Genomic DNA, 22,603 nt, shown 5'->3' on the forward strand with positions numbered 1-22,603 from the left:
CAAAATTTCCATGTACGATTTCCGCAAAAGCGTTGTCTATCAGATTTATCCCAAGTCGTTCTGTGATACGGGCGGCGACGGACTGGGCGATCTGCGCGGCGTGACCGCCAAGCTGGATTACCTCAAAACGCTGGGCGTCGACTATATCTGGATGACCCCGTTTTTCGTCTCGCCCCAGCGCGATAACGGCTACGACGTGGCCGACTATCGCAACATCGACCCCAGATTCGGCACGATGGAGGACTTCGAGACGCTGTGCCGCGAGGCCAAGGCACGAGATATCCGCGTGATGCTGGACATGGTGTTTAACCACACCTCGACCGAACACGAGTGGTTCCGCAAGGCACTCGCAGGTGACCCCAAGTACGAAAATTACTACATCTGGAAGGACGGTGACCCGGACACCCCGCCCAATAACTGGCAGAGCAAGTTCGGCGGCAGCGCGTGGGCGTACGTCCCGGAGAAGGGCAAATGGTACCTGCACCTGTTCGATCCCACCCAGGCCGACCTCAACTGGGAAAATCCGGACGTGCGGCACGAGGTGCAGGAAGTCATCCGCTTCTGGATGAGTAAGGGCGTCAAGGGCTTCCGCTTCGACGTGGTCAACCTCATCAGCAAGGGCTCGTATGAGAGCGACGATCAGGGCGATGGCCGCAGATTCTACACCGACGGCCCGCGCGTGCATGAGTACCTGCACGAGCTCAACCAGGCGACCTTCGGCACCGATGCCGAGATCGTGACCGTGGGCGAGATGTCGAGCACGAGCATGGAAAATTGCTACCGCTACGCGGGCGCGGACACCGGCGAACTGTCCATGACCTTCTCCTTCCATCACCTCAAGGTTGACTTTGTGGGCAATGAGAAGTGGGTACTCGTCCCCTTCGACTTCCAGAAACTCAAGGACATCCTGTTCTCGTGGCAGACCGGCATGACCGAACACAACGCATGGAATGCTGTTTTCTGGTGCAACCACGACCAGCCCCGCGTCGTGTCGCGCTTTGGCGACGAGGGCGAGTATTGGAAGCAGTCGGCGAAGATGCTGGGCACGGTCATTCATTGCCTGCGCGGCACGCCGTACGTCTATCAGGGCGAGGAACTGGGCATGACCAACGCCGGTTTCACCTCGCTTGACCAGTACCGCGACGTCGAGAGCATCAACCATTACCATATCCTGCGCGCACGCGGCCTGCACGAGGACAGCGTTTACGATATCCTGCGCGTGCACTCCCGCGATAATAGCCGTACGCCGATGCAGTGGGACGACAGCGCACAGGGCGGCTTCACCACCGGTACCCCGTGGCTGTCGGTCAACCCCAATACCAAGACCATCAACGCCGAAAGCCAGATCGACGACCCGGATTCCATTTTCAACCACTACCGCAAACTCATCGCGCTGCGTAAGCAGTACGACGTGATTTCTGCCGGTGATTTTGCACCCCTCGACCAGAAAAACCCCAGCGTACTCGCCTATACCCGTACTTTGGATGGTCAGCAGATCGTGGTCGTCAATAACTTCTACCGCACCGAAACCGACTGGACGTGCCCCATCGACCTGACCGGCTTTACCTGCCTGCTGAGTAACTACCCCGACACCGAAGTGCAGACCAAACTCCACCTGCGCCCCTACGAGTCGGTCATCCTGTACCGCGCCTAACCACCCCAGCCGCAAACCGGGCGCGTAAATGAGCACTGCAAAAGCAGACCATACTGCCGCACGGAGCGCCCGAACTGCACAAAACCGTCACTCGGCTCGCACTCACCTCTAAACGCTCGCGGCAAATCCGCAGTCCCAGCACAACCGGGAGCGCCGGATAGCATGCACCCGCCGTGCGGAGCTCTTACATTCCCACCCTGTCGGCGGCTGAAATGTCTATCTGACGGAAAGGGAAAACGGGGTTGCAAGGGGTGGAAAACCGTAGGTTGTCCATCCCTTGCTTTCCGTCCTCCCCTTCCAAGGGGAACCACCAGTCCCCCGACTGAACGGGCATACAAACGGATAGCACCCAAACGATTCCCCAAAGTCATGCACAGTCTGTGCATGACTTTTTTTCTTTCCCGAGCAGGGAAAAATTGTCCCCACCCTGTGGATAAACAAGGGCAAAAGGAGAGAAAATTGGAGAAAATGACGATTTTTTGCTGCGTGACAGGAAATTACCACAATATTACAAAACAAAATGCATAATACTCCGTCATTTTACCTATCTATTTGCAGGGAAAACCGTCAATAAATTGCTTTTGGCTTGAAAACTGTGCAAAATGCACAAAGAACAAACAGTAAAAAGGTGGAAGTTGCCAGAACCTATTTCTTTTCATATATGTTATAATAAACGTGCTGGTGGGAACCAGAAATTTGGACGAAATGACGAATCAACTCAGGATTCATCGAACACGGACGAAACGGAGGCAAACGGAATATGAAAAAATATGTGTATCTGTTCTCTGAGGGTAACGGCTCCATGCGTGAACTGCTGGGCGGCAAGGGCGCAAACCTGGCCGAAATGACCGGTCTGGGCATGCCTGTGCCGCAGGGCTTTACCATCACCACCGAGGCCTGCACCCGTTACTATGAGGATGGCCGCCAGATCTATCCCGATATTCAGGAACAGATCATGGAATACCTCGATAAGCTCGAGAAGATGACCGGCAAGCATCTGGGCAATCCCGATTCCCCGCTGCTCGTATCGGTTCGCTCGGGCGCACGCGCATCCATGCCCGGTATGATGGATACCATCCTGAACCTCGGCATGAACGACGTCATCTGCGACGCCGTTGCAAAGCTGACCGGCAACCCGCGCTTTGCACGCGATTCGTACCGCCGTTTCATCCAGATGTTCTCGGATGTCGTTATGGAGCTGCCGAAGAGTACCTTTGAGCAGTTCATCGATCAGGTCAAGGAGAAGCGTGGCGTGACCCACGACAACGAGCTGGACGAGAACGACATGCTCGAACTGATTAACCTGTTCAAGGACCACTACGAAAAGAACATCGGCGAGCCTTTCCCGCAGGATCCCAAGAAGCAGCTGATGGAAGCTGTCCGCGCAGTATTCCGCTCTTGGGACAACCCGCGTGCAAATACTTACCGCCGCATGAACGATATCCCGTACTCCTGGGGTACCGCAGTTAACGTACAGTCGATGGTCTTCGGCAACATGGGCGAGACCTCTGGTACCGGCGTTGCATTTACCCGTAACCCGGCAACCGGCGAGAAGAAGCTGTACGGCGAATTCCTGATGAACGCACAGGGCGAGGACGTTGTAGCTGGTATCCGTACCCCGCAGCCGATCTCCGCACTGCAGGACACCATGCCCGAAGTTTATCAGCAGTTTGTAGACATTTCCCAGCGCCTCGAGCAGCACTATAAGGACATGCAGGACATGGAGTTCACCATTGAAAATGGTAAGCTCTACATGCTCCAGACCCGTAACGGCAAGCGCACCGCACAGGCAGCGCTGAAGGTCGCTGTTGACCTAGTCGATGAGGGCATCTGCACCAAGGAGCAGGCGATTCTGAAGGTAGAACCGCACCAGCTCGACGCACTGCTGCACCCGACCTTCAATCCCGCAGCCCTCAAGGCAGCAACCCCGATCGCAACCGGCCTGCCCGCATCGCCCGGCGCAGCTTGCGGTGCTGTTTACTTCACCGCAGAGGAAGCCGTTGCAGCACATAAGACCGGCGCTAAGGTCGTTCTGGTTCGTCAGGAGACTTCGCCGGAGGATATCGACGGCATGGTATCGGCAGAGGGTGTTATGACCGCACGCGGCGGCATGACCTCGCACGCAGCCGTTGTCGCACGCGGCATGGGCACTTGCTGCGTTGCAGGCGTATCGGGCGTCAAGGTATCCGAGGAAAATAAGACCATTACCTTTGCAGACGGCACGGTTATGCACGAGGGTGACTTTATCTCGCTCGACGGCTCGACCGGTAACGTATATGTCGGCAAGATCGAGACCCAGGAAGCAGAGCTGACCGGTGATTTCGGCCGCTTCATGGGCTGGGCAGACGAGCTGCGCGTGCTCAAGGTACGCACCAACGGTGATACCCCGCGTGATGCAACCCAGGCACGTAAGTTCGGCGCAGAAGGCATCGGCCTGTGCCGCACCGAGCACATGTTCTTCGAGGAGAGCCGCATTAAGGCTGTCCGCGAAATGATTATCGCACCGGACGAGGCGCAGCGCCGCAAGGCACTGGCTAAGATCCTGCCCATGCAGCGCGGCGACTTTGAAGCCATCTATCGCGCAATGGGCGGCCTGCCGGTAACCATCCGCCTGCTCGATCCCCCGCTCCACGAGTTCCTTCCGACCGATCCCGAGGATATCGCAGAGCTGGCTTCTGAGATGAACATCGAGGTCGACAAGCTGACGGGTATCATCGAAGGCCTGCACGAGTTCAACCCCATGCTGGGTACTCGCGGCTGCCGTCTGGACGTTCTGTATCCTGAAATCGCAGAGATGCAGACCGAGGCGATCATCTCGGCAGCAATCAACGTCTGGAAGGAAGACGGCCTGCGCATCACGCCCGAAATCATGGTTCCGCTGGTTGTTGACGTCAAGGAGCTGCGCTTTGTAAAGCGTAAGATCAAGGCAGTCGCAGATCAGCTGATCGAGAACGCTGGCATCCCGATGAAGTACATGGTTGGTACCATGGTCGAGACCCCGCGCGCAGCGATCACCGCTGGTCAGATCGCACAGGAAGCAGAGTTCTTCTCCTTCGGTACCAACGACCTGACCCAGATGACCTACGGCTTCTCCCGTGACGACGTGGGCAAGATCCTCGATCGTTACTTCGAAGAGAAGATCCTGGAGTCCGACCCGTTCGCTCGCCTGGATCAGGAAGGCGTCGGCCAGCTGGTTAAGATGGCAGTCGAGAACGGCCGTAAGACCCGCCCGGAGATCAAGCTTGGTATCTGCGGCGAGCACGGCGGCGACCTGTCCTCTGTTGAGTTCTGCCATAGAATCGGCCTGACCTACGTATCTTGCTCGCCGTACCGCGTGCCGATCGCACGTCTGGCAGCAGCACAGGCAGCTGTTAAGTATCCCAAGGACTAAGCCTCAGGGACAAAACTGAATGAGCCCGGATCGAATTGCGGAAACCGGCGAAATCTCCTATCTTAATTTAGCCCTCCGTGAATCGTCCAAATATCCCAAGAAGAGCACCGCTTGTCAAAAGCGGTGCTTTTCGCATGTTCAGGGAAGCACCGCACCCCCTATTGAAGTTTGGATCAAACCTTTTCAAAGGTTTGCGGGTTCTCAGGGCAGCGCCCTGAGCCGCATCCCGCAGGATGCGGAATCCCCTCTTGAAACCCGGGGTTCGGCCCGGGTTTCAACAAACTCTCGTTTCAAGCGCCGCCCGCAGGCGGCAAGACTCTTTTGCGCGCAAAGCGCGCTCATGAAAAACGCCTGAAGCGTTTTTCCCGTGGCGGCTGGCGCTGCAGCCTTAATCTTTTTTGCTTCCGTTTCACCCGGAAGGCCGGTGTTCTCACCTTAGAAGGAGAACGAAAGCAAGGGATGGACAACCTACGGTTTTCCACCCCTTGCGACCCCGTTTTCCCTTGTCATCCGGGTTACTGTGAGCCGCCGATAGGGTGGGAATGTACGAACTCCGCACGGCGGGTGCGTGCCGTCCGGCGCTCCCTGTTATGCTGGGGCTACGAAGTAACAGTATACTTTATGGGACAACTGCGAGCCAAGTACCGGCTTTGTGCAGTTCGGGCGCTCAGTGCGGCAGTACGACCTGCTTTTGCGGTGCTGATCTACGCGCCCGGATGGCGGGTGCGGCTTTTGCCGTTTCCGATGCTTCCCTACTCCTAAAAAATTTCTATAAAATTTCCCCAAATCTTTGAACCGACCCCGTCCTCCGCGCCTCTATCTTAATAGCACACCTATCCCAAATGCTGCAAGGAGGCGCTGACGCTCATGTTCCATACAAAGACCTACCGCTGGACGGTCATCCTGTTCGTCTTTTACTTCATCATGCTGACCTGGATTATCCTGTTCAAGCTCGCCCTGTCCCCGAGTGACCTGCCGCACCTGCGCACGGTGAACCTCATCCCCTTGGGCGATCCGCTGCGCGTTAACGGCCAAGCCGATTACGGCGAGGTGATGCAGAACGTGCTGGCCTTTGTACCGTTCGGCATCTATCTGGGACTGCTCCTGTCCGGTCGACCGCTTGCTCTGCGTCTGCTTCCGGCAGCCCTGACCAGCCTGGCATACGAGTGCCTGCAATTTGTGTTCATGCTGGGTGCATCGGATGTCACCGACCTGCTCGGCAACACGCTGGGCGCACTGGTCGGCCTCGGTGTTTACGCAATCTTTCGTAGACTCTGCGGACAAAAAACTGCAACCGTGCTCAACGTGCTCGCGACCCTTGCCTCGGCCGCGATGGCGGCGCTGATCGTGCTGATGCTGATGAACTGACCGCAAGACCGCCTATATCGGGCGGTCTTTTTCGTATTTCCCACCCGCTCACCCTATGAATATAACAAATTGCAATCATAATACATTTCGTATAATTTTCGCCCCTCGTATCACCCTTCCCCGCCATCATTCTCGCCCACCTTCCCTTGCTTTTTTTGCCAAAATGCTTTATCCTATTTTTAGTAACAGAAGTAAGGATGGAAAGCCCGTATGAAGTATGATCTGATTGCGCTTGACCTGGACGGCACGGCGCTCAACCCGCATAACACCGTATCTCCCGCCGTCCGCGAGGCCGTCGCCTGGGCACGCAGCTGCGGTGTCCATGTCGTCATCTCGACCGGACGTATTTGCAGCGAAGCGGCAGAATTTGCGCAGATGATGGGCGCGAATGATGAGATGGTCACGTCGGGCGGAGCCACCCTGTCCAGCGTGTCCAAGGGCGGATGCACCATGCGCATTTCGATCCCGTGGGAACCGGCTGTGCGCGCGGCAGCGGTTGTCGAGCGCGTGGGCATGACCTCGATGATTTACGCCGGAGAACATCTGTATATTACGCCGTACGACGAGATGTTTTTCAGCCAGTATAAGACCAACGAGGGCTTTCTGTCGAGCAAACAGGTCGTGCCCTCGGTTGCCGAGTACATCGCGACCCATCACCTGTCGGTCGACAAGATTTTCTGCCGCTCGCGCGAACCGTTTATGCTGCAAATGGCACGCCGTCAGATTGCGTCTATCCCGGGCGTGCGGGTTATGAGCTCGGCGGACGATAACATCGAGATTATCTCTCCCCTGGCCGATAAGGGCAGCGCACTGACCATGCTGTGTACCCATCTGGGCACGACGATCGACCGCTGCATCGCCATCGGAGACAGCGAGAACGATTTGGAAATGCTGCACGCAGTCGGTATGCCGGTTGCGATGGGCAATGCAAACGACGAGGTTAAGTCAATCGCGAAATATATCACCGATACGAACGCCAACGACGGCGTAGCCAAGGCCATTTATTATCTGCTCGGCCGCGAGCGGTAAGACTGGAATCGGGAGAGGAGGGCGACGAAGATGAAATGCCCCTACTGTAAGATTCATTATATGGATGATGACCGGGAGTGCCCGATGTGCGGCACGCCCAACCCAGAGCGCTGGTCGGGCAAGCAGCGCGTGAATAAGAAGTATAAGCAGTCGAGCAAGGCGAGCGATGACCGGAAATATAGCGCGGTGCGGCACAAAAAGACGCACGCGACGGCCAAGCCGGTCGAGAGTGCCGACCTCAAGGGCAAGACCCATCGCTCGGATAAGAAGTCCTCGGCAAAGATCGGCGCGGTGGCATCGGTCGCGGTCGTCATCATCAGCCTGATCCCGACCGTGATCTCGGCGGTCGGCGACGTCGTGGACGATCTGGATTTGAATTCCTTTTCCGTCGTGGAAGCCGAACCGGACATCCCGGACAACGCGCCCGCAATCGAGGAAGCCAGCCCCGAATATCAGGTGCCTGCCTCGGCGTATGACACCGTGCAGGGCGAGTGGGTCGGACTGGACGAGGGCGGATACCTGTACCTCGACCTGGACACCATGGATTACAGCTATGCACCGGACGATCAGAGCGAAGTGGAATATGGCTATGCCTTCATCTACGAGATGGACACGTTCGACAACGACGACGGCACGACGCAGTACGGCTATCAGGTAGATTTGTACCCCAATTGGGATGATTACGGCTATTCCATGTACCTGAGCGCGTCGGACAGCGCGGACAGCCTGCTCGTCACTATGATGTTTGACGATCAGGGCTACACCGATACCGACACTATGCTCCTGTGGGCACGTCCCGGCGCACAGGATATGTAAAGTTCAAATGCACACAGCAAAAAAACCGCTCTTCGGAGCGGTTTTTCTTTTGGAAACCCCCTTGCTTTTCTGTCCGGTTTTGCCTTTGGCATCCTGTCTCAGGCCGTGATGGTGCCCCGTGCGATGTACTACGGCTTCCGGGAACTTCAGTTTACAGACGGCTTTGCGCAGATTTCGGAGCAATTTTATTTGCAGGCACTGTTCGGCTCGGCGGCCTTTGTGCTGTCGTTTATCCTCATGCTGGTGGTTTTCACCGGTTCGCTTTTGATTTTCCGCCATCGTGAGAAACAGGGCCTGCGCGAGTCGGAGGAGTGAGACCGATGGCACTCAAAACCAGAATGAAGGAATACCGCGCGCGGTACCAGATGAGCCAGGAAGATCTGGCCGGACTGGTCGGCGTGCGGCGCGAGACGATCGGAAACCTGGAGAAAGGCCGATACAATCCGTCGCTCAAACTGGCAATGGACATTGCCCGGGTGTTTGAGACGACGGTAGAAGAGCTTTTTTGGTTTACCGAGGAATGAAAAAAACCGCCCTTTCGGGCGGTTTTCTGTATGTTCCGGCTTATTCCAGATTGAGCTTGTTTTTGAGCACCCAGGTCGTACCGAAGTAGAAAATGAGGGTTTCGACCAGACAAACCAGAATGCTGAACCACAGCATGCTGTGCGTGCCGATGATGGGCGAAATAATGAAAAAGTTCGTGATAAAGAGCGTGAACGCCGGGATATTGCCCAGAACGATGCCGATGAGACCGGTGAGGAAGGACAGAGCGGTCTGAATGACGATGAACCAGACAAAACTCATCGCAACGCGGTGCTTGCTCGACAGATGACCGAGCGCCATTGCGATGTAGATGTCGGTGACCATGCTTGCGGTGCCGACGACGCCGAGCAGGAACAGCTCGATGCAGATGAAGGTCATGTCTAAATCCCAGTTTGCGAGCAGCTGACCCAGACCGCGCAGGAATGCGCCCCAGTTGAGGCCGACCGAACCCAGAATGATGACCGACAGGATGCCGACGATGCCGGAGAGAATGGTCATGATGGTCGCACCGACCAGCTTGGACAGGGTGAGCTGCCAGGTGGGCACGGGCAGAGTGAACATCAGGTAGCCTTCCTGACCGAGCAGACCCTTGTAGAATCGCTGGATGACGACGAGGAAGGTCACGACGGCGATGGCGACGCACAGACCGAAGTAGACCAGCATGGCGGTCAGCTGAGACAGACCGCTGATCGTGCTGGTGGTGGAGGTCGGACCGTTGCCGCTGACCGACCACATGATGGAGTTTATGAGCGCGACGGCGAGGATTGCGCCGTAGAGCGGGATGAGTCCCTTGGACAGCGACTTCATCTCGTATTTCATCAGTTTACCAAACATTAGAAGTCACCTCCCTGATAGGGTACCGCGCGAAAGACTTCACGGAAGAGCTGATCGACCGACTTGCCTTCCACGGCGCGGATGTTGTCGACGGTGTCGTGACGAACGATCTGACCGTTTTGCAGGAAGATGACCTCATCGAGTACGCGCTCGATGTCGGAAATGAGGTGGGTGGAGATGATGACCGTGCCGTCCTCGTTGTAGTTTGTGAGGATGGTGCTCAGGATAAAGTCGCGGGCCGCGGGATCGACGCCGGCGATGGGCTCGTCGAGCAGGTAGAGCTCAGCCTTGCGGCTCATGACGAGTACGAGCTGTACTTTTTCCTTGGTACCCTTGGACATGGTCTTGATGCGCTCGGTGGGACGGATGCCCAGCGCGGAGAACATTTCCGCAGCCTTCTGCCGGTCGAAATCGGCGTAGAAGTCGGAAAAGAAGTCCATCAGATCGCAGGCACGCATCCAGTCAGCGAAGTACATGCGGTCGGGCAGGTAGCTGACGCGCGCCTTGGTCTCGACGCCGGGTGCGTAGCCGTCGATGAGGGCGATGCCCTCGGTGGGACGGAGCAGACCGTTCAAAATTTTGATCAAAGTGGTCTTACCCGAACCGTTCGGGCCGAGCAGACCAACGATTTTGCCGCGGCCAAGTTCGAGGTCTAGGCCGTTCAGCGCAGGCTTTGCGCCGTATGTTTTTCTCAGATTTTGCAGCCGAATGAGTACGGGATCGACATTCTTATCGACCTGTACGAAATCAGCGCCTGTGCGCATTTCTTCCATGAATCATTTACCCCTTTCTGCGGTTTAGCAGCATTTGCGCTGCCTGTGTTTCGGTGTAGCCGAGCGTGGCCATACCGGATACGTAGAGTTCCATTTTGTCTTCTGCCAGACTCAGGCGGACGTGTTCGACCGCGTCTGCGTTCTCGGTGACGGTGCGTCCGGCGGTGCGATTGGTCGCGACCAGTCCATCGGTTTCCAGCTGCGCGAGTGCGCGCTGCATGGTGTTCGGATTGACACCGGCCTGCGCGGCGAGATCGCGCACGGATGGCATCCGTGAGCCGAGCGGATAGACACCGGAGACGATGCGCTCGGTGAGCTGTTCGGTGAGCTGGGTCCAGATCGGGCGATCGTCAGTCAGTTTCCATTGCATGCTCATCCCTCCTTGTGTATTTGTGTATTAGTAGCTTAATACAAGGATACAATAAGAAGGTTGATTTGTCAAGTGTCTTTTTTGTGACGGAAAGTTAGCGCCGGACTTATCCCGCCGTCAGGCGGAGATCGGGATTCTCAAGGGACGAGTCCCTTGAGCCCGTCCAGGTGGAACCTGGTCGAGCCCGCAGGCTCGAAACTCCCCTCTTGATTCCCGGTGTCCGACCCGGGAATCAATCTAAACATACAAAAAAGGAAAGACCAACCGGATGGTTGGTCTTTCCCATGAGCGCACTTTGTGCGCGAAGCATTGCGCGTCTGCGGACGCGCTTTTTTATTATTTTTTGGTTGATTTTCGCAAAGCGAAAATCAAAAGGGGGTTCCGTGTCCTGCGGGACACGGCTCAGGGCTCTGCCCTGAGAACCCGCAAACCTTTGAAAAGGTTTGATCGAAACTTCAGTTAGGGGTGCGGTGGTTTGGGTGGTTATTCGCCCATGACCTGAAACACCACGTCACGCACGCGGTTTCTGGTATCGCATTCCACCAATGTCAGATTCTGCCACGGGCCGATCGTCAATTTTCCGTCTACAAACGGAATCACGATAAACGGCGAGAGCAGAGCGGCCTTGATATGCGACGAACCGTTATCATCATGCCAAGTATCGTGATGATGATAGTGAATCACGCGGCCGGTCTCATCGGTGTAGGGCGAGAAAATGTCCATTGCGGCCTTGAGGTCGTGGTGCACCATACCGGGTTCAAACTCCAGTGTGGTCAGACCTGCGACACCGCCGGTGGTGAAACCGGTGATGGTGCCCGAGGAGATGCCTTTTTCCCGGCAGGCAGCGGTGACAGCGGCCTGAAAGTCCTCGGTAATGTCGATCATACCCATGTGAGCACGGGTTTTGTAGGTTTTGGTCATGGTGTAGACTGCCATGGGGGTCACATTCCTTTTTGGGTAAGATTTACAATAAGTAATTAGAGACAGAGTAAATACTGTCCGTAAAGGGTCTGGCTAAGCTCGTTGCCCATCCGGTGTACATCGTCCACGTCGATGTAGCCGCGATTGAGGGCGATCTCTTCCAGACAAGCCACATATCTGCCGGTGTCGTCCTGTACTTCCTTGACGCCCATGCCGGCGGTCAGCAGGTTGTCCGCAGTTCCGGCGTCGAGCCAGACGAAATCGCGGTCAAGTTTGATTACATGCAGTTGATTTCTGCGGAGATATTCCAAATTGACATCACTGATTTCCAGCTCACCACGTGCCGAGGGCTTGATGCCCTTGGCGATCTCGATCACCGAGTTATCGTAGAAGTAGAGGCCGGGGATGATGTAATTGGACTTGGGCAGACGGGGTTTTTCTTCGATGGAAATGGCGCGGCCATCCTCGTCGAACTCGACCACGCCGAATGCGCGGGGATTGTGGACGTAGTAGCCGAATACGGTCGCACCGCCCTGATGGGAGGTACGCACGGCGCGTGCGAGGGTAGATTCCAGGGTGAGACTATGGAAGATGTTGTCGCCGAGCACGAGACAGACGGGGTCTTTACCGATGAAGCGTTCGCCGATGAGCAGAGCGTCAGCGATGCCGCGTGCGACTTCCTGAACTTCATAGGAGATGTTGACGCCCCAGCGCGCACCGTTGCCGAGCAGACGGTAGAAGGGGCCTTCCTCTCCGGGCGGGATGATGATGAGGATGTCGCGGATACCGGCCTGCATGAGCACGGCAAGCGGATAGTAGATCATGGGCTTGTCGTAGACGGGCAAGAGCGGCTTGCAGGTCGGGCGGGTCATGGGATAGAGTCGGGAACCCTTACCAGCCGCTAGGATAATACCTTTCATTGCGGTTGCACTTCCTCCTTAATAGATGACCGTCGGGCGATAAGCGGACGGCGGTGGTGCGGCGCGGCCAAACGGGGCCGGGTGCCGCGGATCGAGATACGGGTGATATCGATTCTGATACCACATTATAGCACACTGTGGGCCGAAAAAACAATGTTTCGCAAAAAATTAACGAATTCGACGCAAAGAATTCAAAATTGCTGGGAGAATACGGTCAAAAATCCGGGGAAGGATGGGGATAGAGGGGAGAGAAAAGGTTGGAAAAAGACGCAGAAATGTGGTATTATGATACCGTATTACATTTTTGAAAAATGGAGGAAGAAGTGACTATGAATGTATCCCAGGCGAAGAGCGCCTGTGATTTGAGAGGGGGTGCGGTGCATGGCTGAGCGACAGAAGCGCACGGCGACAGCGAACAAGAATACAAGCCGGAAATCCACGTCTGATGGTTCGCGCAAGACGCGCAAGATGCCGGCGGTGCAGGAGGAAAAGCGCCGCGCACGGGTGTCCACGCCCCATCCCGAGGAGGAATCCATCCCGCGTGAGGTCTGGGCTGCCATTTACGGCGTGCTGGGCGTGCTGTGCCTGATCTCGGTCCTCAAAAACGACGGCTTTGTGCTGCGCATGATCCATACCGCTCTGGGCGGACTGTTCGGCTGGGGTCTGTACGTCTGGCCGTTCGCCCTCTTCGGCCTGTGCGGCCTGCTGTTTGCACGCCGCCGCGGCGCGGTGCGTCTGCGCGGTGCGGCCATCGCCTGCCTGCCCATCTTCATCGGTGCACTGGCGCACGCCTTTTTCTGCGGTGCCGATTACAGCGCAGCCGGTATGACCCTCTTCCGCCTGCTGGGCGACGGCGCCAAGCTGGAAGCGGGCGGCCTGATTTCAGGTGGACTGTATACCATTCTGCGCTGGGCATTTTCGGGCATCGGCGCGAATATTTTGCTGGTCATCGGCCTGCTGGCGGACATTATGACCATCTGCCGCATCACACCGGGCGCGGTGTGGGACGCACTCAGACCGCTGGACGCTGACTATGACGAGGACGAGATCGACGACGGCCCGATCGTGCTGCCCAACGTGCACGAGGCCATCGCCAACCGCCGCGCACAGCGTGCGGAAAAGCGCGCAGCGTTCGACATTGCACTGGATGACGAGGACGAGGACATCCAGCCGACGCATAAGTCGGTACATAAGGACGACACCCCGACCGAGCCGGACGAGGCAGCCCAGTCCATCCCCGAACTTGTGATGGACGCGGTGCGCGACCAGTCGGACTTCGAGTCGGTGCACATCCCCGAACCGTCCGCGGAGGACGACGCGGACGAGGACAACGCCTTCGGCGATATCCTGTCCCTGCTGGAAAACCGGGACGCGCTGGAACCCGAAGAGGACGATACGCCGCCGTGGGAGCAGCCCGCGTCGCACGCGGACAAGCCCAAGCCTGCGGATAAGCCGGGTAAAATCTCGGAGGACGAGCAGGCCACCCTGTCGGCACAGATGGACGAGAGCCAGAAGGCTCCCGCCCCGGTCTATGAACATCCGCCCATTGACCTGCTCGACCCGCCCAAGGGCGGTTCCAAGGGCAACGTGCAGGCCGAGCTGACCGAGAACAGCCAGCGTCTGATCGATACACTGGAGTCGTTCGGCATCGAGGCGCAGATCATCGGCATCGTGCGCGGCCCGTCGGTCACCCGCTTCGAACTGACCATCGAGCGCGGCATCAAGTTCAGCCGTATCACTGCCCTGTCTGATGATATCGCCCTGTCGCTCGGCGCGGTGTCGGTGCGTATCGCACCCATCCCGGATAAGGTTGCCATCGGCATCGAGGTGCCCAATAAAACGGTCACCATGGTCAATATCCGCGAGGTTCTGGGCTCGGAAACCTTCGAGAAGGCAAAATCACACGTCTCCTTCTCGGTCGGTAAGGACATCACCGGCGCACCGGTCGTCGGCAATATCGCAAAGATGCCCCACTTGCTCATCGCAGGTACCACCGGTTCGGGCAAGTCGGTGTGCGTCAACTCCATGCTCATTTCCCTGCTGTATAAATCCTCTCCCGAAGAGGTTCGTTTGATTATGGTCGACCCCAAAATGGTCGAACTCGGTAACTATAACGGCATCCCTCACCTGCTCATCCCGGTCGTCACCGACCCCCAAAAGGCCGCAGGCGCACTCAACTGGGCGGTCGGCGAGATGGAGCGCCGCTATAAACTGTTTGCCGATCATCAGGTGCGTAAACTCGAGGACTTCAACGCCCTCATGCGCAAAAAGAAGGCCGAAGCGGCTGAGATCGAGGGCGGAACGCCCGAGGCTTACCAAGTCCTGCCCGAAATCGTCATCGTCATCGACGAGCTGGCCGATCTGATGATGGTCGCAGCCAAGGAAGTCGAAACTTCCATCTGCCGTATCGCACAGAAGGCGCGTGCCGCCGGTATGTACCTCATCGTCGCGACCCAGCGACCGTCGTCTGACGTCATCACCGGTATCATGAAGGCAAATATCCCCTCGCGTATCGCATTTGCCGTCGCATCCCAGATCGAGTCGCGTATTATCCTCGACCAGACCGGCGCGGAAAAACTCATCGGTAAGGGCGATATGCTGTACGCACCGCTCGGCGAGGGCAAACCCCAGCGTATTCAGGGCTGCTTTATCTCCAATGACGAAATTGAACGCGTCATCGAGTTCGTCAAACAAAACGGCTCGGCGGAGTACAGCGAGGAAATTCTGGAACACATCGAGAAGCAGGCCGCAGGCGACAGCGCAGGCGGCAGCAGCGGCGGCGGTGACGGCAGCGGCGAGGAAGACGAACTGCTCATGGAAGCCATCGACGTCGTGCTTGATTGCGGTCAGGCATCGGTGTCCATGCTCCAGAGAAGACTCAAACTCGGCTACTCCCGCGCCGCAAGAATCGTCGATCAGATGGAGGAACGCGGCATCGTCGGCCCGTTTGAGGGCAGTAAACCGCGTCAAATCTTGATTTCTAAGGACGATTGGCGGGAAATGAAGATGCGCCGCGCACAGCTCCCCTAAAAAACCACCGCACCCATAACTGAAAGTTTCGCCAGCCTTTTCAAAGGCTGCGGGTTCTCAGGGCAGAGCCCTGAGACGCTCGCCGCAGCGAGCGGAATCCCCACTTGAAACCCGGTGTCCGACCCGGGTTTCAACTAAAAAATAAAAAAGAAGCGCGTCCCGTAGGACGCGCAAAACTCTTTTGATTCCGGCCGAAGCCGGAATCAACTAAAAAAATAAATTGGTTGATTCCCGGGCCGAATCCCGGGAATCAAAAAGGGGAGTTTCGCCCGTTGCGACGGGCGACTTAGGGCTCTGCCCTAAGAACCCGCAAACCTTTGAAAAGGTTTGATCCAAACTTCATTTCGCCTGCGGGCGGGAATCAGTTCTCCCCTACCTCAAAAAATCCACTTTACAGGAGGTTTTTTACCATGTCTCTCAAGAAAATCGACGCAAGCACGCTCACCTTTAACCCCTTTGAGAAGCTCTCCAAGCAGTGGGCACTCGTGGGCGCAGGCAGCATGGATAAGTTCAACATGATGACAGTCAGCTGGGGCGCAGTTGGTGTCATCTGGGGCAAGCCCTCGGTGACCGCTTACATCCGCCAGACCCGTTACACCAAGGAGTTCGTCGACTCGAGCGATACCTTCACCCTGACCTTCCTGAAGGACGGCAACCGCGACGCACTGAACGTACTGGGCAGCAAGTCGGGACGCGACATGGATAAGATGAAGGATTCCGGCCTGACCCCGATCGAGGTCGACGGCGAAGTCATGTTCGAGGAAGCCGAGCTGGTACTGGTTTGCCGCAAGCGCTTTGTGCAGGACATGCCCAAGGAAAACTTTGTCAATCAGGAAACGCTGGATAAGTGGTACGCCGATCAGAACTACCACACCATGTACATCGGTGAGATCGTCGCAGCCTACGCAGCAGAATAAAGCCTTTTTTCGAGCACATCTGACCGACAGGTGTGCTCTTTTTATAAAAAATTCAAAAAATTTCGGATTTGGTCACGAAATATTCAAAAATATCCGGTATAATCGGATATAATAATGAAGTACGCTTGGAAGGAGACCGCATATATGGCACTAATCCTGATTGCCGACGACGAGGCACGTATTCGCAGACTGGTTGCGGATTTTCTGCGCCGGGACGGTCATACGATATTGGAGGCCGGAGACGGCGCGGAAGCGCTGGACATCGTGACCGAGCGCCGGAATGAACTGTCCCTGGTGATTTTAGACGTGATGATGCCCAAGATGGACGGCTTCGCCGTGCTTTCGGCCATTCGCGCGGGCGATCACGGCAAACCGCTGCCGGTGATGATGCTGACCGCGCGCGCCGAGGACACCGACGAGCTGCACGGTCTGGAATCGGGCGCAGACGACTACGTTGCAAAGCCGTTTTCGCCGCTGGTGCTGGCAGCACGTGTCAAGACGCTTTTGAAGCGTTCGGGTGCACCGGCTGACGAGGCCGAGAGCTTCGGTGATCTGACCGTAGACGAGCGCAGCCGCGCGGTATCGGTCGCGGGTAATCCGGTCGAGCTGACCCCCAAGGAGTACGAGCTTCTGGTGTACTTCAAGAACAACCGCCGAGTTGCGCTGTCGCGTGAAACCATCTTGAACGCGGTCTGGGGCTATGATTACTTCGGTGATCTGCGCACGGTTGACACCCACATCAAGAAGCTGCGCGCAAAGCTCGGCACATGCGGTACACTCATCGGCACGGTACGCGGCTACGGCTACCGTTTCGACGCCGACTGACCCGGTTTTCCCCTGCCCTTCCCCTGCCGGAATCTGTCAAAACTACCAAAATTGGTTTACTTTTCCTGCGGGCTGTGGTATGCTAGGGGTATATCGGATACGGAGGTGGAACCCGTGCTGTCACGCGAAAAGTTGGAAGCTTATCTGGAAAAAGAGGACATTGAATACCATCTTGACGAGGAAGACCCCGACCGTATCCTGGTCGTCTTCCAGACCAAAGCGCTGTCCAACGTCTCGCTCGATATCACGATTTTAAACAGCCGTACCGTGCTCTTTCTCTCCCGCTTGCCGCTGAGCGTTCCGCCTGAGCACCGCGCAGCCGTGTGCGAGTACATCACCCGTGTCAATTACGGTGTTGTGCTGGGTGGGTTCGAGATGAACCTGGACGAGGGCGACGTCAATTATAAGATCGTTGGCGCACTCGGACGGGAGAACGAGATCGACCGGGAAGCATTTTGCCGTCTGCTCTATCTGGGCAACAGCATGCTCGATAAATATGCGCCGGGCATTCTGGCCATCCTATACGGAGGAAAGACTGCCGCGGAGGCATACCAATCTTTTACGAAATCCAACAACTAAGAAAAAGTGAGGGACAAAACAATGGCTTTTGATCTGAAGCAAATCGCAAAGTACTATAAGGAAGATATGCAGCTTAACTTCGCGCTCGAGGAGGAGAACAACCGCATTCGTTTCTCCATGGATACCGAGGCAATGAAGGAAGTTCGCTTCATGGCATACAAGGAAAACCCGCACACCATGCTGTTTTTGACCTACCTGCCCATGAAGGTCGAGGAAGACAAGCGTGCAGCAGTTGCAGAGTACCTGACCCGTGCAAACTACGGCCTGCATGTTGGTAACTTCGAGATGGACATGACCGACGGTGAAGTTCGCTACAAGACCACCGGTGTTGCAGACGAGAACACCATGCCCGGTCTGGACGTCATCCGTCGTCTGACCTACGTAGGCTTCAGCATGTTCGACCGCTACGTTCCGAGCCTGCTGTCCATCCTGTACGGCGGCAAGACTGCGGAAGAAGCAATCGCAGAAGCTGAGAAGGACATGCACTAAGGTCTGAAATCAGGAAAAAGAGCCGGTTTGACCCGGCAGAGCGAGGGGGATGGCCGCAGGCCATCCCCTTTTTTGTCCCTATATTGAAGAATCAGGAGGCAAAAACGATATGCCCGAGCGATTTTTAAACAGTCTGTCGCTGCGATTTGCGCGGATGCGGTCGGTCAAAGTGAAGTTTTTCGCGGCGATTGCGGCGGTGGCAGTGGTGTTCATTCTGGTGATTACCAGTCTGAACCTGTTTTTTTACGAGAGTTATTACATGGCGCAGCGACAGAACTCGCTGACCGAGATCTATGAGGAAGTGCGCACGAGCTATCACGCAGGTGATTCCGAAGCCTTTCTGGACGTGCTCTTTCGCATCGAGAACAGCGACAGCGTGCGCCTGAGCATCATCGACGAGACCGGACAGATGATCTACGACTCGGACACGGCGCAGGAGAGCCAGAACATTTTTGGTCACAACGTGTTTGCCAACTGGCGCATGGAACAGCTGGTTAAGTCGGCGCTGTCGGCAGCCGACCCCCAAAAGCTGAACGCGGGCGAGGTAGACTTTGTGGCCGTCCAGATGCGTGATCTGCGCGAGAATTTCCTGTGTCTGGTGGGCAAACTGGGCGACGATTACCTGGTCGAGCGCGTCCCGTTCACCTATATGAAGCAAAATTCCATGTTCAACATGACCTTTTTGGTCATCACGGGCATGGTGACGCTGCTCATCTGTCTGGCGCTGAGTGCATTTTTGGCGTCGCACTTCACCAAGCCGCTCATCGAGATGGGCGAGGTGGCCAAGGCGATGACCCGGCTGGACTTTTCCAAGAAATACGAGGGCGGGCGCACCGACGAGATCGGGCAGCTGGGCGAGTCGCTCAACCTGCTGTCCGACCATCTGGAGGAATCCATCCGCGAGCTGCGCACGTCCAACCAGAAGCTGGCCGAGGAGATCAAGAAGAAGGAGCAGGTCGACGAGATGCGCCGCGAGTTCATCATCAACGTCTCGCACGAGCTGAAAACGCCCATCGCGCTCATTCAGGGCTATGCCGAGGGCTTGACGGCCGGGGTAGCCGAGTCGCCCGAAGACCGTGACTTCTATTGCACGACGATTGCCGAGGAAGCCGACCGCATGAACACCATGGTGAGCCAGCTGTTAAGCCTGTCGCGGCTGGAACTGGGACGCGAGAGCGTGCAGAGCGAGCCGGTGGATCTGGGTGAGTGCATGCGGCGTGCGGTGGACAAGACGGCGGTGCTGCGCACCGGACGCGACCTGACCGTGACCTGTACGGGCAGCGTGACGATTGAGAGCGACGCGCACCAGATCGACCAGATCATTATGAACTACATGACAAATGCCATTCGGTACACGCCGGACGGCGGACGCATTGCGCTGAGCGTGCAGCGCACCGCACAGGGCGGCGCCAAAGTGATCGTGTTCAACGAGGGCGAGGGCGTGGCCGAGGAAGAGCTGCCCCGTCTGTGGGACAAGTTCTACCGAACGGACAAGGCGCGCTCGCGCGCATCGGGCGGAACGGGTGTCGGCCTGTCCATCGTACGCGCATCGGCTGCCCTTCTGGGCGGCACAACGGGAGCGGAAAACGTACCGGGCGGCATCCAGTTCTGGGTTGAACTTCCAGCATGTGTGCACGTACCCGCAAACCTGTCCGAGACATGACCGCCTTTTCATCAAGAATTACCCAAACCCCACAACTTGTTGCAAATTTGCAGCTATATGCAACGAGAACCTATAATTTTTACACAAAGAAATACGCGTTAAATTCTTGACAATCTTTTTCCCAGCAGTATAATGATTATAGATGTGCCAAAAACGCACGTTACCAAAACCATACCGCAAGACCCGTATCTTTTCGGTCTGCCCAGCGTTCTGCACGCGCCCAAACGTTCCGGGCGGCAGGCGTGCGGCACGCAGGTGTGGACTGTTACACAAATTTGAACAATTTATTTGGGAGGTTTCATAGCATGGATTTTAGGCTTACCAAAGAGCAGGAAATGATGCAGAAGCTCTGCCGCGAGTTCGCGGTTAACGAGATCGAGCCCCTCGCGGCTGAGATCGACGCAGAAGAGCGTTATCCCTGGGAGACCGTTCGCAAGCTGCAGAAGTACGGCCTGCTGGGCATTCAGTTCCCCAAGGAGCTGGGCGGCTCCGGCGGCGACAACATCTGCTACACCATCGCCATCGAGGAAGCATCCAAGTTCTGCGGCACGACCGGCTGTATCCTGTCGTCCCACGCAACCCTCTGCTGCTGGCCGATCTTCAAGTACGGCACCCCGGAGCAGAAGGAAAAGTGGCTCCGCCCGCTGATTTCCGGCCAGAAGGTTGGCGCATTCGGTCTGACCGAACCCAATGCCGGCACCGACTCCGCTGCTCAGCAGACCATCGCTGAGAAGCAGGAAGACGGCTCCTACATCATCAACGGCTCTAAGGTCTTCATCACCGGCGCAGGCTGCGCTGATACTTACGTCATCTTCGCTATGACCGATAAGTCCAAGGGCAACAAGGGCATTTCTGCCTTCATCGTAGACAAGGATGACCCGGGCTTCTCCATCGGCAAGATCGAGCATAAGATGGGTATCCGCGGCTCCCAGACCGGCGAGCTGATCTTCGAGGATATGCGTCTGCCGGCTGACCGTCTGCTGGGCAAGGAGAACGGCGGCTTCAAGATCGCTATGACCACCCTCGACGGCGGCCGTATCGGTATCGCTGCACAGGCACTGGGTATCGCTCAGGGCGCACTGGACAAGGCGATTGCATACATGAAGGAGCGCGTACAGTTCGGCAAGCCGATCGCTACCAAGCAGGGTCTGCAGTGGATGGTAGCCGACATGGCAACCGAAATCGAGGCAGCTCGTCTGCTGGTTCGCCGCGCTGCATTCAACAAGGATCATGACATCCCCTACACCAAGGAAGCCGCTATGGCAAAGCTGTATGCTGCAGAGGTTGCTATGAAGGTTACCACCCAGTGTGTTCAGATCTTCGGCGGCTACGGCTACACCCGTGAGTATCCGGTAGAGCGCATGATGCGTGATGCTAAGATCACCGAGATCTACGAGGGTACTTCTCAGGTACAGCGTATGGTCATTTCCGGCCAGGTTATCGGCAAGTAAGACTTAAGGAGGATTTACTGAATTATGAAAGCTATCGTTTGCGTAAAGCAGGTTCCTGATACCTCCGGTAAGGTTGCAGTTAATCCGGACGGCACCCTCAACCGCGCCTCCATGGCGACCATCATCAACCCGGATGACAAGAATGCAGTAGAGGCTGCACTGAACCTGAAGGACAACACCGGCTGCGAAGTTGTTGTAGTTACCATGGGTCCCCCTCCGGCAGAGGGCATGCTGCGTGAGCTGCTCGCAATGGGCGCAGACCGCGGTGTACTGGTATCCGGCCGTGAGTTCGGCGGTTCCGATACCTTTGCAACTTCCCAGATTCTGGCAGCTGCAATCAAGAAGATCGGCGTAGACGCAGAGGACGTTGTATTCTGCGGCCGTCAGGCAATCGACGGTGATACCGCACAGGTAGGTTCTCAGATCGCTGAGAAGCTGAACATCCCGCAGATCTCCTACGCAGCAGACGTTAAGATCGAGGGCAAGAAGGTAACCGTTAAGCGCATGCTGGAAGACGGCTACATGACCATCGAGACCCAGACTCCCTGCCTGCTGACCTGCATCAAGGAGCTCAACGAGCCCCGTTACATGTCTGTTGGCGGTATCTTCGACTGCTACCAGAAGCCGGTAGAAGTATACGATTACAACACCCTGAAGGATGATCCGCTGATCGAGGTAGACACCATCGGTCTGAAGGGCTCTCCGACCAACATCTTCAAGTCCTTCACGCCTCCGCAGAAGGGCCAGGGCCGCATGCTGGAAGGCGCAGACAAGAACACTGCTGCCGAGCTGGCTGCAGAGCTGCTGAAGAAGCACATCATCTGATTGAAAGGGGATACTTACAATGGCTGAATTTAACAATACCAATCTGGCTGATTTCTCCGGCGTATGGGTATTCTGCGAGCAGCGCCAGGGCGAGCTGCAGCCGACCGTGCTGGAGCTGATCTCCGAGGCACGCAAGCTGGCTGACGACATGGGCGTAGAGGTTTGCGGCCTGCTGCTGGGCGACAAGGTCGAGGGCATGGCTAAG

The 22,603-nt window shown here is 56.7% G+C and carries 21 protein-coding genes and 1 pseudogene; 17 read left to right on the top strand and 5 right to left on the bottom strand.

Translation table 11 applies throughout. The features are described 5' to 3' along the window. Positions 1–10 precede the first annotated feature (10 nt). From treC to B5D52_RS13405, 8 genes are all read left to right on the top strand, one after another. Positions 11–1,654 (top strand): alpha,alpha-phosphotrehalase, encoded by a 1,644-nt coding sequence (gene treC / locus B5D52_RS13375; protein WP_016148894.1) that lies wholly within the window; start codon positions 11–13, stop codon positions 1,652–1,654. A 760-nt stretch (positions 1,655–2,414) separates the two neighbouring features. Next, positions 2,415–5,045, top strand: coding sequence for a pyruvate, phosphate dikinase (gene ppdK / locus B5D52_RS13380; protein ID WP_016148895.1), 2,631 nt, complete (start codon positions 2,415–2,417; stop codon positions 5,043–5,045). 19 nt (positions 5,046–5,064) lie between these two features. After that, positions 5,065–5,400, top strand: a complete 336-nt coding sequence (locus B5D52_RS15960) for a hypothetical protein (RefSeq protein ID WP_016148896.1) — start codon at positions 5,065–5,067, stop codon at positions 5,398–5,400. Positions 5,401–5,912: 512 nt separating this feature from the next. Next, positions 5,913–6,413, top strand: a complete 501-nt coding sequence (locus B5D52_RS13385) for a VanZ family protein (protein ID WP_016148897.1) — start codon at positions 5,913–5,915, stop codon at positions 6,411–6,413. A 210-nt stretch (positions 6,414–6,623) separates the two neighbouring features. Further along, positions 6,624–7,442, top strand: coding sequence for a Cof-type HAD-IIB family hydrolase (locus B5D52_RS13390; RefSeq protein ID WP_016148898.1), 819 nt, complete (start codon positions 6,624–6,626; stop codon positions 7,440–7,442). 30 nt (positions 7,443–7,472) lie between these two features. Further along, positions 7,473–8,258, top strand: coding sequence for a hypothetical protein (locus B5D52_RS13395; protein ID WP_016148899.1), 786 nt, complete (start codon positions 7,473–7,475; stop codon positions 8,256–8,258). Between the two features lie 105 nt (positions 8,259–8,363). Beyond that, positions 8,364–8,573, top strand: coding sequence for a hypothetical protein (locus B5D52_RS13400; RefSeq protein ID WP_207637503.1), 210 nt, complete (start codon positions 8,364–8,366; stop codon positions 8,571–8,573). A 5-nt stretch (positions 8,574–8,578) separates the two neighbouring features. Next, positions 8,579–8,782, top strand: coding sequence for a helix-turn-helix transcriptional regulator (locus B5D52_RS13405; RefSeq protein ID WP_016148901.1), 204 nt, complete (start codon positions 8,579–8,581; stop codon positions 8,780–8,782). A gap of 40 nt (positions 8,783–8,822) precedes the next feature. Here the strand turns inward: B5D52_RS13405 and B5D52_RS13410 are convergent, their stop codons facing one another. The 5 genes from B5D52_RS13410 to rfbA all read right to left on the bottom strand — a co-directional run bounded on the left by B5D52_RS13410 (position 8,823) and on the right by rfbA (position 12,619). Further along, positions 8,823–9,635 (bottom strand): hypothetical protein, encoded by an 813-nt coding sequence (locus B5D52_RS13410; RefSeq protein WP_016148902.1) that lies wholly within the window; start codon positions 9,633–9,635, stop codon positions 8,823–8,825. Then, on the bottom strand, positions 9,635–10,408 hold the full coding sequence (locus B5D52_RS13415; RefSeq protein WP_016148903.1) for an ABC transporter ATP-binding protein: 774 nt from the start codon (positions 10,406–10,408) through the stop codon (positions 9,635–9,637). The genes B5D52_RS13410 and B5D52_RS13415 overlap by 1 nt, the downstream gene beginning before the upstream one ends. 7 nt (positions 10,409–10,415) lie before the next feature. Further along, entirely contained in the window at positions 10,416–10,778 is a 363-nt protein-coding gene (locus tag B5D52_RS13420) for a GntR family transcriptional regulator (RefSeq protein WP_016148904.1), read from the bottom strand. A gap of 483 nt (positions 10,779–11,261) precedes the next feature. Then, positions 11,262–11,714: a YjbQ family protein gene (locus B5D52_RS13430; protein WP_016148905.1), complete on the bottom strand. Its 453-nt coding sequence runs from the start codon at positions 11,712–11,714 to the stop codon at positions 11,262–11,264. Between the two features lie 41 nt (positions 11,715–11,755). Further along, on the bottom strand, positions 11,756–12,619 hold the full coding sequence (rfbA, locus tag B5D52_RS13435) for a glucose-1-phosphate thymidylyltransferase RfbA (RefSeq protein WP_016148906.1): 864 nt from the start codon (positions 12,617–12,619) through the stop codon (positions 11,756–11,758). Positions 12,620–13,000: 381 nt separating this feature from the next. On the opposite strand from rfbA, the gene B5D52_RS13440 reads away from it, so the two are divergent. From B5D52_RS13440 to B5D52_RS13480, 9 genes and pseudogenes are all read left to right on the top strand, one after another. Then, positions 13,001–15,649, top strand: coding sequence for an FtsK/SpoIIIE family DNA translocase (locus B5D52_RS13440; protein WP_016148907.1), 2,649 nt, complete (start codon positions 13,001–13,003; stop codon positions 15,647–15,649). 410 nt (positions 15,650–16,059) lie between these two features. Further along, positions 16,060–16,566, top strand: coding sequence for a flavin reductase family protein (locus tag B5D52_RS13445; RefSeq protein WP_016148908.1), 507 nt, complete (start codon positions 16,060–16,062; stop codon positions 16,564–16,566). Between the two features lie 144 nt (positions 16,567–16,710). Further along, positions 16,711–17,391 carry a response regulator transcription factor gene (locus B5D52_RS13450; RefSeq protein ID WP_016148909.1) on the top strand — a complete coding sequence of 227 codons (681 nt, stop codon included), beginning with the start codon at positions 16,711–16,713 and terminating at the stop codon, positions 17,389–17,391. A gap of 114 nt (positions 17,392–17,505) precedes the next feature. Further along, positions 17,506–17,970 (top strand): YbjN domain-containing protein, encoded by a 465-nt coding sequence (locus B5D52_RS13455; RefSeq protein WP_016148910.1) that lies wholly within the window; start codon positions 17,506–17,508, stop codon positions 17,968–17,970. Positions 17,971–17,991: 21 nt separating this feature from the next. Next, positions 17,992–18,459, top strand: coding sequence for a YbjN domain-containing protein (locus tag B5D52_RS13460; RefSeq protein ID WP_016148911.1), 468 nt, complete (start codon positions 17,992–17,994; stop codon positions 18,457–18,459). A 109-nt stretch (positions 18,460–18,568) separates the two neighbouring features. Further along, complete coding sequence (locus B5D52_RS13465; RefSeq protein WP_016148912.1) at positions 18,569–20,122, top strand: HAMP domain-containing sensor histidine kinase; 1,554 nt, start codon at positions 18,569–18,571, stop codon at positions 20,120–20,122. A 305-nt stretch (positions 20,123–20,427) separates the two neighbouring features. Further along, on the top strand, positions 20,428–21,573 hold the full coding sequence (locus tag B5D52_RS13470) for an acyl-CoA dehydrogenase (protein WP_016148913.1): 1,146 nt from the start codon (positions 20,428–20,430) through the stop codon (positions 21,571–21,573). 24 nt (positions 21,574–21,597) lie between these two features. After that, a complete protein-coding gene (gene acrB / locus B5D52_RS13475) occupies positions 21,598–22,398 on the top strand; it encodes an acryloyl-CoA reductase electron transfer subunit gamma (protein ID WP_078689233.1) in 801 nt (266 codons plus the stop codon). Positions 22,399–22,417: 19 nt separating this feature from the next. Further along, a pseudogene (locus B5D52_RS13480) lies at positions 22,418–22,603 on the top strand (acryloyl-CoA reductase electron transfer subunit beta); the annotation flags it as partial.

Origin of the sequence: Butyricicoccus pullicaecorum DSM 23266, assembly GCF_900167005.1 — a bacterium.
In the GTDB taxonomy this organism is placed as follows: domain Bacteria; phylum Bacillota; class Clostridia; order Oscillospirales; family Butyricicoccaceae; genus Butyricicoccus; species Butyricicoccus pullicaecorum.

Bases quoted from the DNA above. Each gene is read 5' to 3' on its own strand.
- B5D52_RS13460 (WP_016148911.1), top strand. From the start codon at position 17,992: ATGGCTTTTGATCTGAAGCAAATCGCAAAGTACTATAAGGAAGATATG.
- treC (WP_016148894.1), top strand. From the start codon at position 11: ATGTACGATTTCCGCAAAAGCGTTGTCTATCAGATTTATCCCAAGTCG.
- B5D52_RS13470 (WP_016148913.1), top strand. From the start codon at position 20,428: ATGGATTTTAGGCTTACCAAAGAGCAGGAAATGATGCAGAAGCTCTGC.
- rfbA (WP_016148906.1), bottom strand. From the start codon at position 12,619: ATGAAAGGTATTATCCTAGCGGCTGGTAAGGGTTCCCGACTCTATCCC.
- B5D52_RS13415 (WP_016148903.1), bottom strand. From the start codon at position 10,408: ATGGAAGAAATGCGCACAGGCGCTGATTTCGTACAGGTCGATAAGAAT.
- ppdK (WP_016148895.1), top strand. From the start codon at position 2,415: ATGAAAAAATATGTGTATCTGTTCTCTGAGGGTAACGGCTCCATGCGT.
- B5D52_RS13445 (WP_016148908.1), top strand. From the start codon at position 16,060: ATGTCTCTCAAGAAAATCGACGCAAGCACGCTCACCTTTAACCCCTTT.
- B5D52_RS13405 (WP_016148901.1), top strand. From the start codon at position 8,579: ATGGCACTCAAAACCAGAATGAAGGAATACCGCGCGCGGTACCAGATG.
- acrB (WP_078689233.1), top strand. From the start codon at position 21,598: ATGAAAGCTATCGTTTGCGTAAAGCAGGTTCCTGATACCTCCGGTAAG.
- B5D52_RS13410 (WP_016148902.1), bottom strand. From the start codon at position 9,635: ATGTTTGGTAAACTGATGAAATACGAGATGAAGTCGCTGTCCAAGGGA.
- B5D52_RS13390 (WP_016148898.1), top strand. From the start codon at position 6,624: ATGAAGTATGATCTGATTGCGCTTGACCTGGACGGCACGGCGCTCAAC.
- B5D52_RS15960 (WP_016148896.1), top strand. From the start codon at position 5,065: ATGAGCCCGGATCGAATTGCGGAAACCGGCGAAATCTCCTATCTTAAT.
- B5D52_RS13395 (WP_016148899.1), top strand. From the start codon at position 7,473: ATGAAATGCCCCTACTGTAAGATTCATTATATGGATGATGACCGGGAG.
- B5D52_RS13420 (WP_016148904.1), bottom strand. From the start codon at position 10,778: ATGCAATGGAAACTGACTGACGATCGCCCGATCTGGACCCAGCTCACC.
- B5D52_RS13440 (WP_016148907.1), top strand. From the start codon at position 13,001: ATGGCTGAGCGACAGAAGCGCACGGCGACAGCGAACAAGAATACAAGC.
- B5D52_RS13385 (WP_016148897.1), top strand. From the start codon at position 5,913: ATGTTCCATACAAAGACCTACCGCTGGACGGTCATCCTGTTCGTCTTT.
- B5D52_RS13450 (WP_016148909.1), top strand. From the start codon at position 16,711: ATGGCACTAATCCTGATTGCCGACGACGAGGCACGTATTCGCAGACTG.
- B5D52_RS13465 (WP_016148912.1), top strand. From the start codon at position 18,569: ATGCCCGAGCGATTTTTAAACAGTCTGTCGCTGCGATTTGCGCGGATG.
- B5D52_RS13430 (WP_016148905.1), bottom strand. From the start codon at position 11,714: ATGGCAGTCTACACCATGACCAAAACCTACAAAACCCGTGCTCACATG.